Annotated in this window: 10 protein-coding genes and 1 pseudogene; 2 read left to right on the plus strand and 9 right to left on the minus strand. The window is 75.4% G+C overall.

Features of this window, described 5'->3' with window-relative positions:
• Positions 1 to 3: 3 nt before the first annotated feature.
• From ribD to rpe, 3 genes are all read right to left on the minus strand, one after another.
• Positions 4 to 1,065 (minus strand): bifunctional diaminohydroxyphosphoribosylaminopyrimidine deaminase/5-amino-6-(5-phosphoribosylamino)uracil reductase RibD, encoded by a 1,062-nt coding sequence (gene ribD, locus AB0J86_RS33025; RefSeq protein WP_363861596.1) that lies wholly within the window; start codon positions 1,063 to 1,065, stop codon positions 4 to 6.
• A gap of 493 nt (positions 1,066 to 1,558) precedes the next feature.
• On the minus strand, positions 1,559 to 2,518 hold the full coding sequence (locus AB0J86_RS33030) for a response regulator (RefSeq protein ID WP_363861597.1): 960 nt from the start codon (positions 2,516 to 2,518) through the stop codon (positions 1,559 to 1,561).
• Positions 2,515 to 3,195 (minus strand): ribulose-phosphate 3-epimerase, encoded by a 681-nt coding sequence (gene rpe, locus AB0J86_RS33035; protein ID WP_363861598.1) that lies wholly within the window; start codon positions 3,193 to 3,195, stop codon positions 2,515 to 2,517. The genes AB0J86_RS33030 and rpe overlap by 4 nt, the downstream gene beginning before the upstream one ends.
• Positions 3,196 to 3,504: 309 nt before the next feature.
• Here rpe and AB0J86_RS33040 point away from each other — a divergent pair, with 309 nt between their 5' ends.
• Entirely contained in the window at positions 3,505 to 4,392 is an 888-nt protein-coding gene (locus AB0J86_RS33040) for a septum formation family protein (protein ID WP_363861599.1), read from the plus strand.
• A 189-nt stretch (positions 4,393 to 4,581) separates the two neighbouring features.
• Positions 4,582 to 5,481: a septum formation family protein gene (locus AB0J86_RS33045; protein ID WP_363861600.1), complete on the plus strand. Its 900-nt coding sequence runs from the start codon at positions 4,582 to 4,584 to the stop codon at positions 5,479 to 5,481.
• 48 nt (positions 5,482 to 5,529) lie between these two features.
• On the opposite strand, the gene AB0J86_RS33050 is transcribed toward AB0J86_RS33045, so the two are convergent.
• The 6 genes and pseudogenes from AB0J86_RS33050 to AB0J86_RS33075 form a co-directional block, all read right to left on the minus strand.
• Positions 5,530 to 7,005 carry a transcription antitermination factor NusB gene (locus AB0J86_RS33050; protein WP_363861601.1) on the minus strand — a complete coding sequence of 492 codons (1,476 nt, stop codon included), beginning with the start codon at positions 7,003 to 7,005 and terminating at the stop codon, positions 5,530 to 5,532.
• Positions 7,002 to 7,928 (minus strand): methionyl-tRNA formyltransferase, encoded by a 927-nt coding sequence (fmt, locus tag AB0J86_RS33055; RefSeq protein ID WP_363861609.1) that lies wholly within the window; start codon positions 7,926 to 7,928, stop codon positions 7,002 to 7,004. Before fmt ends, AB0J86_RS33050 begins: the two co-directional genes overlap by 4 nt.
• Before the next feature lie 5 nt (positions 7,929 to 7,933).
• On the minus strand, positions 7,934 to 8,494 hold the full coding sequence (gene def / locus AB0J86_RS33060) for a peptide deformylase (RefSeq protein ID WP_363861602.1): 561 nt from the start codon (positions 8,492 to 8,494) through the stop codon (positions 7,934 to 7,936).
• A gap of 369 nt (positions 8,495 to 8,863) precedes the next feature.
• Positions 8,864 to 9,844, minus strand: coding sequence for an AAA family ATPase (locus tag AB0J86_RS33065; RefSeq protein WP_363861603.1), 981 nt, complete (start codon positions 9,842 to 9,844; stop codon positions 8,864 to 8,866).
• Positions 9,845 to 10,130: 286 nt separating this feature from the next.
• Complete coding sequence (locus AB0J86_RS33070) at positions 10,131 to 12,281, minus strand: primosome assembly protein PriA (RefSeq protein WP_363861604.1); 2,151 nt, start codon at positions 12,279 to 12,281, stop codon at positions 10,131 to 10,133.
• Positions 12,282 to 12,340: 59 nt separating this feature from the next.
• Positions 12,341 to 12,466, minus strand: a pseudogene (locus AB0J86_RS33075) (methionine adenosyltransferase); the annotation flags it as partial.

Raw genomic sequence — 12,466 nt, forward strand, 5'->3', positions numbered from 1 at the left:
TTCTCAGCCCTCTCTCTTCCGGGGCAGCGCGATGACGCGCAGATCGGGTCCGACCTGCGTGATGTCGACGAATTCGAGGTCGACGACCTCAGAGATGGTGCGGATGCCCGCGTCGCCGAGCGCCGCGGGACCGCCGCCGAGCAGCTTCGGCGCGACGTAGCCGACGACCCGGTCCACCAGGTCGGCCCGGAGGAACGCGCCGGCCAGCGTCGGCCCGCCCTCGAGCAGGACCGAGCGCATGCCGCGCCGGTACAGCTCGCGCAGCAGCGCCGTGAGGTCGACCCGGCCGTCCTCGCCGGCGCCCACCTCGGCCGCGGTCGCCACCCAGGTGCGGGCGGCGCCGTCGCGGACCTGGGCGTCGGGCGGGGTACGCCCGAAGCTGTCCACCACGACCCGCAGCGGCTGCCGGATCGCGAGCGTGCCGTCGCGCAGGTTGCGGGCGGTCAGCCGCGGATCGTCGGCGAGGACCGTGCCGACCCCGACGACGACCGCGTCGACGGTGCCGCGCAGCGCGTGCACGTCGATCCGGGCCGCCTCCGAGGTGATCCACATGCTGGTGCCGTCGGCGGCCGCCGCGCGCCCGTCGATGGTCGCGGCGTACTTCCAGGTGACGTACGGCAGGCCCCGGCGCACGGCGGTCAGCCAGGCGAGATTGCCGGCCTCGGCCTCGTCGGCGCGTACCCCGATCTCCACCTCGACGCCGGCCTCGGTCAGGGTCCGGACCCCGCCGGTGGCGATCGGGTTCGGGTCGCGCACGCCGATGACGACCCGCGCCACGCCGGCCCGGATCAGCGACTCCGTGCAGGGTCCGGTCCGGCCCCGGTGATCGCAGGGTTCGAGGGTCACCACGGCGGTACCGCCGCGCGCCCGCTCGCCGGCCTGGGCCAGCGCGACGATCTCGGCGTGCGGGCCTCCCGCGTACGCGTGGAAGCCCTCCCCGACGACCTCGCCGGCCGGGTCGAGCAGCACGCAACCGACCACCGGGTTGGGGCTGGTCGTGCCGAGGCCGCGGGCGGCCAACTCGATCGCGCGGCCCATCGCCTGGTCGACGGAGACGCTCGCCATTCCCGTGCCCCTGCTTCCTTCGCTCGCCGGTCGGCGCGCGGGCGGGGCGGGAGATCGGGGCCGGCCGGGTACGGCCGGGCGTGCGGCGGCGGAGGTCCGGGGACGGCGGAGCCGACCCCGACGGAGCGGCCCGACCGGCGCGCAGGCGCCAGCGAGGCTCCGTCCGTCCCGCGCGCTGAACTCCCATCCGGACTGTCTGGGCGCGGGTGGAGCCCGCCCCCAACCGTCGGCCCTGGAGTCACACCAGGTCCACCGGTCGACCGGGTCGACCGGGTCGCGGGCTTACCACGGTTGCCCGTGGATCACCGCCGGTTCGGAATTACACCGAGTCCCGCCAGCGCGTGGTGGGTACGGACCGAGTCTTACACGCGGCGCGGTCTCCGGCGGTACGGAGGCGAGGTACCTCACACCGCCGGGAGTTAGCCCAGACGTCACACGGGTGTGGTACGGCGACCGGGCGGCCCGCGGTCAGCTGGGGGCCGCCGGTCCACGGTCAGCTGGGGCGCCGCCGGTCCACGGCCACGTACGACCCGGGCTGGTGCTTGGCCACGCTCTTCATCTCCGAGGCGACCGCGATGGCGTCCAGCGGGTCGGTGAAGCGCCGCTCGGCGGTGGAGAGGGAGACCCCGATCGAGAGGGTCACCAAAGCCGCCCGCTGGAGGTTGCCGCGCCGGTCGCGCAGCTCGACGTAGCCGCGCTGGGCGTCGGACGGGTCGTACAGCTCGTCGGCGGTGCGCTCGAAGTCGACCACGGCCAGCTCGGTGAGCGGGCGTACCTGCTCGGGGGCGCAGACGATCACGAAGTCGTCGCCGCCGATGTGGCCGAGGAAGGCGGGCGGCAGCCCGACCGAGACGACCGCCCGGTGCAGGCTGCGGGCGAGCGCGCTGATGAACTCGTCCCCCCGGACGAAGCCATACCGGTCGTTGACGCTCTTGAAACGGTCGATGTCGACGTAGCCGACGGCGTAGTCGACGCCGCTGCGTACCCGGTCGGTGATCTCGCGGCGGACCCGGCTGTTGCCGGGCAGTCCGGTCAGCGGCGAGACCTCCCGGAACTCCTTGTTCCGGCGCAGCGTGGAGCTGACCCGGGCGATCAGCTCGGCGGTGTCGAAGGGCTTGACCAGGTAGTCGTCCGCCCCGGCGGTGAGCCCGTGCACCTTGTCGACCGTCATCCCCTTGGCGGTCAGCATGATCACCGGCAGGGCCGAGGTGAGCGGGTTGGCGCGCAGCCGGCGGGTCAGCTCCAGCCCGTCGACGCGCGGCATCATCAGGTCGACCACCGCGAGGTCGGGGCGCTGCCGCTCGATCAGGTCGAGCGCCTCCTGGCCGTCGGAGGCGATGACCACGTCGAAACCGTGCAACCGGAGGTTGAACTCCACGAACCGGGCGATGTCCTCGTCGTCGTCGACCACGAGAATCTGGTCGGGCCGCTCCTCGGCCGGTTCCACGGTCATGTCGTCCGGACACTCCGTTCGGCGAGGCCACGCAGGGCGGTGACGGCGGCGCCCGGGTCCGACGCGCCGTAGACGGCGGTGCCGGCGACGAAGGCGTCCGCACCGGCCTGCGCCGCCGCCTCGATCGTGTCGGCGGCGATCCCACCGTCGACCTCGATCCGCAGCTCCAGGTGCCCGGCGTCGGCGTGGCGGCGGGCGAGGCGGACCTTGTCGAGCAGCCCGGGAATGAACCGCTGGCCGCCGAAGCCCGCCTTGATTGTCATGATGAGCAATGTATCGAAGCTCGGCAACAGCTCCAGGTACGGTTCGAGCGGGGTGTCCCGGTCGATCGCCAGCCCGGCCTTCGCCCCGGCGGCCCGCAGGTCCTTGGCCAGCGCCACCGGGTTGTCGCTCGCCTCGGCGTGGAACGTGACGTTGTACGCGCCCGCGTCGGCGTAGGCGGGCGCCCAGCGCCGCGGGTCCTCGATCATCAGGTGCACGTCGAACGGCAGTTCCGTCGCGGCCAACAGGCTCTGCACCACCGGCAGCCCGATGGTCAGGTTCGGTACGAAATGGTTGTCCATCACGTCGACGTGCAGCCAGTCCGCGACCCCCTCGACCGCGCGGACCTCGTCGGCCAGGCGGGCGAAGTCGGCGGCCAGGATGCTCGGTGCGATGATCGGCGCGGGTGCGGTCACCGGGCCAGTCTACGAACGCCCCGACGGCCCACGGCACGGGCATCATGATCTCGCCCGACGACCCCGGGCACCCGCGTCACGATCTCGCGTGTCCGGGCTGCCGGCGCCCGCACGATCTCGCCCGGACGGCTCGGGGCACGGGGCACGGGCCGCGCGGTCTCGTCCGCCCGCGCCGCCGCCGGTGAGCCGCGGCCCCGCGCGAGACCCGCCCGGGCGCACCCGGCCGCCCGGGCACGTGCCGTAGGCTGCTCGACCGGTGGTCGACGCCGGGGCCTCCGGCGGTCCGGCGGATCGTGGGGAGGGCGAACGATGCGACGGTGGGTTACCGCGGCGACGCTCGGATGCGTGGCGGTGTTGGCGCTGGCCGGCTGCGGTGGCCCGAGCGGCGTCGACGGCGACCTCACCGACGACTGGCCCGCGGTGGCCCAGCCGGTCGCCTTCACGCCCGCCGCCGGCACCTGCCACGAGACGGCGGATGCCGAGTCCAACCTGGACGACTACGCGCCGGTCGACTGCGGCCAGGCGCACCGTACCGAGACTTTCCACCTGGGCACCTTCACCGGCGCCGACGCGGCGCGGACCAACCCGCCGCCGCCCGCCTCCCCGGGCCGCAAGGCCGCGCGAGCCGAGTGCGACAAGCAGGCCGAGGGGTGGCTCGCCGGCGACTGGCGGGGCGGCCGGCTCTCGGTCTCCGTCGTACCGCCGACCGCCGCCGCCTGGTCCGGCGGCGCCCGGTGGTTCCGCTGCGACGTCAGCGAGGTCGGCGGGCTGGACGACGACGAGCCGGTGACCCGGACCGGCAGCCTCAAGGGCGCGCTGGCCAACGGCTCCCCGCTGGCGTACGGCTGCTTCAACCCCAAGATCGTCAAGGACGACGTCGACCAGATGGTGCCGGTGCCGTGCACCTCGAAGCACCGCGCCGAGTTCGCCGGGATCTACCGGGCCCCGGACGTGACCCAGGCCGCCTTCGAGAAGAACTCCGCCCAGGCGCACAAGGGCTGCTCGGCGGTGATCGCCGCGTTCGCCAAGGTGCCGAACAACGGCGAGCTGAAGTACCGCACCGGGCTGATCTACTTCTACCCCGGCGCGCTCCAGTGGGCGGACGGCAACCGCGGCGTCCAGTGCTTCCTCTGGGTCGACCGGGACCTGACCCGGTCCATGAAGGGCGCCGGGACCAAGGGCCTGCCCGTCACCTGAGCCGCCGGCCGGTGCCCGCCGGCGCGTCCCCGACCCGCGCCGGACCGGACGCGGCGGCGCGGCAGCCGCACAGCGGGTGCGGCTGGACGGCAGGCGCCGGGAGCCGGCGCGGGTAGAGTGAGGGCCGCCTCGATGGTCGACCATGGCCGGTGGCGGCCCCGGCCGCCGTAACCCTGGGAGGACGTGCCGATGCGACGGCGATGGCTGGCGGCGATCGTCCTGGCCGGTGTCGGTACCGCGAGCGTGGCCGGCTGCCACGGCTCCAGCGGCCGCCAGGACGACGTGGCCGACGGGTGGTCCCCGGCCGTGGCCCGGCCCACGGCACCGTTCGTACCGGCCGCCGGCACCTGTCACCTCGCCGTCGAGGACGTGGGGCACGCCAGCACGTACCAGCCGGTGGACTGCGCGGAGGTCCACCTGGCCGAGACGGTGGACGTGCTCGCCTTCACCGGCTCCGACGCCGCGCTGCCCGCCGTACCGGAGACCGACTCGCCGGCCGGGCGCGCCGCCCGTACGCAGTGCGAAACCAAGGTCAACGAGTTCCTCGGTGGCGACTGGCACGCCGGCCGGCTGGCCCTGACGTTGGTGCTCCCCTCCGGGCCGGCCTGGGCCGGAGGCGCGCGCTGGTACCGCTGCGACGTCAGCGAGACCGACAGCCTCGACAACACCAAGGCGGTCGGGCGCCGGGGCAGCCTCGCGGGTGCGCTGCGCCCGGGTTCCCCGCTGGCGCACACCTGCTTCGACCCCAAGATGATCAAAGAGGAACTGAACTACCTGGAGCCGGTCCCCTGCACCAGCGCGCACCACGCCGAGTTCGCCGGGATCTACATCGCCCCCGACCGCAGCTGGGAGGAGTTCCAGCGCGACGGCAAGGGCACCCACCGCGCCTGCCTCGGCGTCATCGCCGGCTTCGCCAAGGTCCCGGACGACGGCGACCTGCAGTACCGCGCCGGGTCGATCTACTACCCGCCGTCGCGGGAGGAGTGGCTCGCCGGGGACCGGGGCGTCCGTTGCTTCCTCTGGGTCGGTGACCGGACGCTCAAGCGCTCGGTACGCGGGGCAGGCGCCAAGGGTCTCCCCGCCGCCTGACCCGCGGGCCGCGTCCTTCGGCCGGCCGCCCGATGGTGGCGGCCGGCGTCAGCCGCGGCGCAGCACCGCCAGGAACATCGCGTCGGTACCGTGCCGGTGCGGCCAGAGCTGCACCGTCGGCCCGTCGCCGAGCCCCGGCATGCCGGCCGGCAGGAGGGTACGCGCGTCCACGAAGTCGACCGGTACGCCGGAACGGCGGGCCGCCTCGGTGACCGTCACGTGGGTCTCGACGACGTGCGGCGAGCAGGTCACGTAGGCGACCACCCCGCCCGGGCGCACCGCGTGCAGCGCCGCGGTGAGCAGCTCGCGCTGCAGCCGGGTCAGCGGCGGCAGGTCGGAGGGCTGGCGCCGCCAGCGCGACTCCGGCCGACGGCGCAGCGAACCGAGGCCCGTGCAGGGCGCGTCGACGAGTACCCGGTCGAAGCCGGACTCGGGCAGGTCCGGGTCGGCGCCGACGGTACGGCCGTCGGTGTTCAGCACGGTCACCGGCAGCCCGCGTACCGCCTGGGCGACCAGCCGGGCCCGGTGCTCGGCCACCTCGACCGCGGTCAGCGTCGCGCCGCGCCCGACCGCCAGCGCGCCCAGCAGCCCGGCCTTGCCGCCCGGCCCGGCGCAGAGGTCGAGCCAGCGGGCGTCCGACCCCTCGACCGGGGCCAGCGTCAGCGCGGTCGCCACCAGTTGGGAGCCCTCGTCCTGCACGTGCGCCCGGCCCTGCGCGATCGCGGCCAGCTCGCCCGGGGCGCCCCCGGGCAGGTACACGGCGTAGGGCGAGAAGGCGCCCGGGGCGCCGCCGACCTCGTCGGCCAGCTCGACCGCGTCGGCCCGTCCCGGCCGGGCGCAGAGGTGCACCGGCGGGCGCTCGTTGTCCTCGATCAGCAGCCGGGTGGTCTCGCCGAAGTCCCCGCCGAGCGCCTCGTTGAACGCCCGGACGATCCACTGGGGATGGCTGTGCGCGAGGGCGAGGTGCCCCACCGGGTCGGCCTCGAAGGCGGGGGCCAGCTCGCCGACCCAGGTGTCCAGGTCCTTGCCGGCCACCTCGCGCAGCACCGCGTTGGCGAAGCCGGTCGCGCCCGGGGCGACCGCGCGCACCAGGTCCACCGTGGAGGAGACCGCCGCGTGCGCCGGCACCCGGGTGTAGAGGAGCTGGTAGGCACCGAGCCGCAGGGCGTCGCGGGGCTGCGGGTCGATCCGCGCCACGTCCCGGCCGGCCGCGGCGGTGAGGATCGCGTCCAGGGTGCCCCGGTTTCGCAGCGTGCCGTAGGTCAGCTCGGTGGCGAACGCCGCGTCCCGGCCGTGCAGCCGTCGCTCGCGCAGGATCGCCGGCAGGGCCAGGTTCGCGTACGCGTCGTCGCGGTGCACCGCCTCGACCGCCTCGTACGCCGCCTGCCGGGCCGGGTCGACGGACGGCCGGGCCGACCGGGGCGGACGGCCGCCGCGGCTCTGGTCGCGGCGGCCCTGCCCACCACGGGTCTGGTCGTCGCGGCGGGTCTGGTCGTCGCGGCTGCCCGCGCGGGGCGCCGTCATACCAGCGCCTCGCCGGACTCGATCCGCACGCCGCGCGCCCAGTCCGGGGCGGCCATGGCCCGCTTGCCCGCGGCGCGCACCTCGCCCAGGGCCACCGGGGTGGTGGCGGTGCCGACCAGCACCCGACCGCGCTCGACCAGCAGCTCACCGGGCTTGAGGTCGGGTCCGTCGGAAACCGGGCGGACCGGCCCGAGCTTGACCCGGTCGTCCCGGAAGGTCGTCCAGGCGCCGGGCGCGGGGGTGCAGGCGCGCACCCGCCGGTCCACCGCGAAGGCCGGCTCGGACCAGCGCACCTGCGCGTCCTCCACGCTCAGCTTCGGCGCGAGCGACACGCCGTCGGCCGGCTGCGGCACCGCGTGCGCCGCGCCCTCCCCGATCGCGTCGAGTACGGCCACCAGCAGGGCCGCGCCGGAGTGGGCCAGCCGCTCCAGCAGGTCACCGGAGGTGTCGGTGGGGCGGATCTCGTCGGTCACGGTACCGAAGACCGGACCGGTGTCCAGGCCCTGTTCGAGCTGGAAGACGCTCGCCCCGGTGACCTCGTCGCCGTGCAGCACCGCGTGCTGCACGGGTGCGGCGCCGCGCCAGGCCGGCAGCAGGGAGAAGTGCAGGTTGACCCAGCCGTAACGGGGGATCTCCAGCGCCTCGGGCGGCACCAGCGCCCCGTACGCCACGACGGGGACGCAGTCCGGCGCCAGCTCGCGCAGCCGGGCCTGGAACTCGGGCTCGCGCGGGCGGGCCGGGGTCAGCACCTCGACGCCGCGCTCGTCCGCCCAGGCGCCGACCGGGGAGCGGAGCAGGCCACGACCGCGTCCGGCGGGCGCGTCCGGACGGGTCACCACGGCGACCAGTTCGTGCCCCGAGGCGGCGATGGCGTCCAGGGCGGGAACCGCCACGGCCGGCGTACCGGCGAAGACCAGGCGCATCCGGGTCACCGCCCCAGCCCGAACGGGTTCCCGGCGGAGTGCGGGCTCAGCTTCACGACCGGCGGGGCGGCCTGGTCGTACCACTCGGCCTGGCGGATCTCCCGCATCGCCTCCTTGCGCCGCTCGGGGTCCAGCCGGTCGACGAAGAGCACGCCGTCGAGGTGGTCGGTCTCGTGCTGCACGCAGCGCGCCATCAGCCCGGTGCCGACGATCTGCAGCGGGTCGCCGTACTCGTTGAAGCCCTTGGCCACGACGTTGAGGCGACGCTTGGTGTCGAAGTAGAGCCCGGGGATGGAGAGGCAGCCCTCCGGGCCGTCCTGGTCCTCCTCGTCGGGGAACTCCAGCACCGGGTTGACCAGGTGCCCCAGCACGTCGTCGACGTCGAAGGTGAAGACCCGCAACCCCACGCCGAGCTGCGGAGCGGCGAGCCCGGCCCCGTTCTTCTCGCGCATGGTGTCGGTCAGGTCGGCGACCAGTCGGCGCAGCTCGGCGTCGAAGTCGACCACCGGCTCGGCCGGCGTGCGCAGCACCGGATCACCGAAAAGGCGGATGGGCTGGACGGTCACGCGGGGTCGCTCCTTCGCGAACGGAAGATCTCGTGCCGTACCAGTCTACGGGCGCCCCCGCCGAGCGGCTCCGGCCACCACCAGCGAGCAAGCGCGGCGGCGCCGGCCGTCGTCCTGAGCCGAGGAGCGCGCCGCGAAGCCGTCACTCCCAGCGAGTGCGCGCGGCGGCGCCGGCCGTCGTCCTGAGCCGAGGAGCGCGCCGCGAAGCGGTCGCGCCCCGCAGGCTCCCTCAGCGAGTGCGCGCAGCGGCGCCGGCGTCGTCCTGCAGCCGAGGAGCGTGCGGCGAAGCCGTCACGCCCCGCAGGCGAAGGACGATCGCCTCTCAGGCGCCGCGAAGCGCGCGAGCGCAGCAGCTCAGCAGCTCAGCAGCTACGCGAGCCGGGCCTCGCTGGTCAGGACCGGGTCGGCCGGCTCGAGGACGTGCCCCGGCAGCGGCAGGCTGATCCCGTGCGCCGCCTCCCAGTCGTAGACGGTGCTGAGGCTGACCTCGGACTGGAAGAACTCGACGGCGCTGAGACCGCCGACGACCGGTTCGGCCACTTCGGCGGCGAGCCGGGCGGGTACGAGCTTGAAGCCGTTCTGCAGGGCGGCGCTGAGCCGGCGGTGCCCGTCGATGACGAAGAAGTACTCGCCGGTGTAGCCGATGCTCAGCGGCTCCAGCCCTTCCTCACCGGCCTGGCCGGCGGCGGCGACCTCGTCGGAACCCCAGAGGCCGCGCAGCGTCTGGATCGACTGGGTCGGGTAGATCCGGGCCGGGTCGAGCAGCAGCAGCGGCGGCGACTCCCGCAGGATCTCCTGCCCGAACGCGCCCTCGTAGGCGGCGATGACGTGGTCGACGACCTCCAGCGCCGAGGCCCGGGTGGTGTCGCAGATCAGGTCGTAGTTACGCAGCTGCGCCTTGTCCACGCCGTACCGGACGATGAACCGGCCCCGCTCGCTCTCGCTGCGCTCGCGCAGCTTCTCCCGGGCCTCCTCGATCGAGGTGTAGCTCTCGGCCGGGCCGGACGGGCGGGCGAGCACCCGCCGGGCCGCCTCGGTGGGCTCGGTGATCAGGTGGACCTTGAGCGCGTCCTTGAAGAAGTGCCAGGCGAGCCGGCTGTCCACGATCAGCTGCTCGCCGGAGGCGGCGATCTCCTGCTGGAGCTGGTCGACGTAGCCGTCCACCGCCTGGTCCAGCTCGGCGTGCAGGTTGAGCTGCAACGCCGTCATCTGGCGCTGCTGCGCCATCTCGCGGTAGAGGTCGCCGACGCTGATCCGACGCAGTTCCAGCCGGCGGGCGAGCTCGATGGAAACGGTGCTCTTGCCGCTGCCGAGATCACCGTTGAGAACGATCGACTGACGAACCGTCACGGCTCACACACCCCTGATCAACACCAATAGCTGGGGATCGGCTGACACGACCCCTCATCCCCACGTCGCCGGGACGCCAGACATGAGGAGCGATGCTAACACGCGGGCGCAACCGGTCCGCCGGACCCGTCGTCCGCCGCCGGCATACCGCCCCGGTACCCCCGCGGGGCGGCCGGGAAACACCGATGCCACAGGTACCAACGCGTCCTGTGGGACGGAGGCTACGGCCGGAGGCGCCCGGCCTAGAAGCCGGAGGGGCCCGGCCTAGAAGCCGGAGGGGCCCGGCCTAGAAGAGCGCGAGCGGGTCCACCTGCACCCGTACCGGCTGGGCCGCCTTGCGGGCGGTACGGACCCCGGCGGCCGAGTGCAGGGCGCCGGCGAGCGCGGCGGCGCGGGAGCGCGGCACGCGTACCAGCATCCGCTCCTGCTCCTCGGCGGCCGGGACCGGACCGAGCAGCTCGGCCCCGTCGGGCAGGCGGGCGGCGGCCAGCAGGTCGGCCACGGCCTCCGGGGTACCGGTGAGGCTGGCCATCCGGGCCGCCGGCGGGAAGCCGAGTTCGCGCCGGTCGGCCAGTTCCCGGGCCGCGAACCAGGCCGGGTCCCAGCGCAGCAGCGCCTGTACCGGCAACAGCGCGCCGTCGGCGACCACCACGACCCGGCCGCCGTCGGAGGCCGGGCGGGCCAGGGCGGCGGCGGCCAGCCAACGGCGCAGCGCCTCCTCGCCGGCGCGCAGGTCGGCCCGGGTGAGCAGGGCCCACGAGTCGAGCAGCAGCACGGCCCCGTACCCCCCGGCGGTCACCGGTTCGGCGCCCGGGGTGGCGACCACCAGGCCCGCGCCGCCCGGTACCTCGCCGAGCACCTCGTCCCGTCCGGAGGTGCGCACGGGCACGCCGGGGAAGGCCCGGCCCAGCTCCTCGGCGGTGCGGCGGGCGCCGACGACGGCCGCGCGCAGCCGCCGCCCGCCGCACTGCGGGCAGGCGTACGCGGCGGCGACCCGGCCGCACCAGCGGCAGCCGGGGATGGCGCGGGCGCCCGCGAGCGCGAGCGGACCGGAGCAGTGCGGGCAGCGGGCCGGGGTGCGGCACTGCACGCAGGCGACGGCGGGGACGTAGCCGCGGCGGGGCACCTGCACGAGCACCGGCGCGTCGGCGCGCAGCGCGGCGCGGGCCGCCTCCCAGGCGAGGCTGGGCAGCCGCGCGGTCGCGGCGGCCGGGTCGCGGGCGAGCTGCGGGTCGTCGCCGGTCGGTGTGACGAGCGGGGTACGTCGCCGCACCGTCGCCCGGTCCGCCACGATCTCCCGGGCCCATCCCGTCTCGACCAGCAGCTGCGCCTCGGCGCTGCGGGCGTACCCGCCGACCAACGCCGCCGCGCCGGTGAGCTGGGCCCGGGTCAGCAGCACCTCCCGGGCGTGCGGGTACGGCGCCCGGGGCTCGGCGTGCAGGTCGTCGCCGTCGTCCCAGATGGCGACGAGTCCGAGGCGCGCCACCGGGGCGAACATCGCGGCCCGGGTGCCGATCACCACGGGCACCTGGCCGCGCCGCGCGGCGAGGAAGGCCCGGTAGCGCCGGGACGGGCCGAGTGCGGCCGAGAGCGTGACGTGCCGCCCCGGACCGAGCACGGCGGTGAGCGCGGCGTCGAGCCGGTCCAGGTCGCGGGCGTCGGCGACCACCGCCAGGGCGCCGTGCCCGCCGCGCACGGTGGCCTCGATCGCCTCGGCATACCGGGCGGCCCAGTCCTCCCCCGCCAGCGCCGACCAGACCGCCCGGGGGGCCCGGCCGCCGGCCAGCGCGCGCAGGAACGCCGGGCCGCTGGGATAGTCGCGCCAGCGCCCGTCCGGGCCGGCGTCCACGCCGGCGTGGTCCGGCCGGGACGCCGGCTCCCCGGCCGGCTCGGCCGGTCCGTCGGCGCGCTCCGGCGCGGCGCCGGCCCGCGTTGCCGAGGCGGGCGCCGGGCCCGGCCCGGCGCCGACGTCGGCCGGCGCTCCCGCGGCGTCGGACGGCGCTACGGCGGCATCGGGCCGCGATCCGGCGGCGACCTCGGACGGCGCTACGGCGGCATCGGGCCGCGATCCGGCGGCGGCGTCGGACGGCGGTACGGCGGCAGCGGGCCGTGCCGCGACCTGCGACTCGGTACGCGCGTGCCGGGGCGGTACGGCCAGCCGGAGCACGTCGGCCAGGTTGCCGGCGTACCGGTCGGCGACGGCGCGGGCCAGCCGGGCGATCTCCGGTGCGAGCACCGGCTCCGGCGAGACGAGCCGTTCGAGGTAGGTCAGCCGGCCGTCGTGCGCCGAGGTCTCGGCGCGCTCCAGCAGCCAACCGTCGACGAGTTGACCGGCGAAGCGCACCCGGACCCGGGTGCCGGGCTGGGCGGTCTCCGCCAGTTCGCTGGGGACGAGGTAGTCGAACGGGCGGTCGAGGTGCGCGAGCGGTACGTCCACACAGACGCGGGCGATCGGCAGCCCAACCGCCGGCTGCCGATCGCCACGCCGAGAACTGTTCAGGCCCCCGCTACCGACTTCAGGTCCGCCGCCCGGTCCGTGTTCTCCCACGTCAACTCCGGCAACTCCCGACCAAAGTGACCATAGGCCGCCGTCTGCCGATACACCGGACGCAACAGATCCAA

The organism is Micromonospora sp. NPDC049559, from assembly GCF_040676675.1.
Classification (GTDB): domain Bacteria; phylum Actinomycetota; class Actinomycetes; order Mycobacteriales; family Micromonosporaceae; genus JBFAPK01.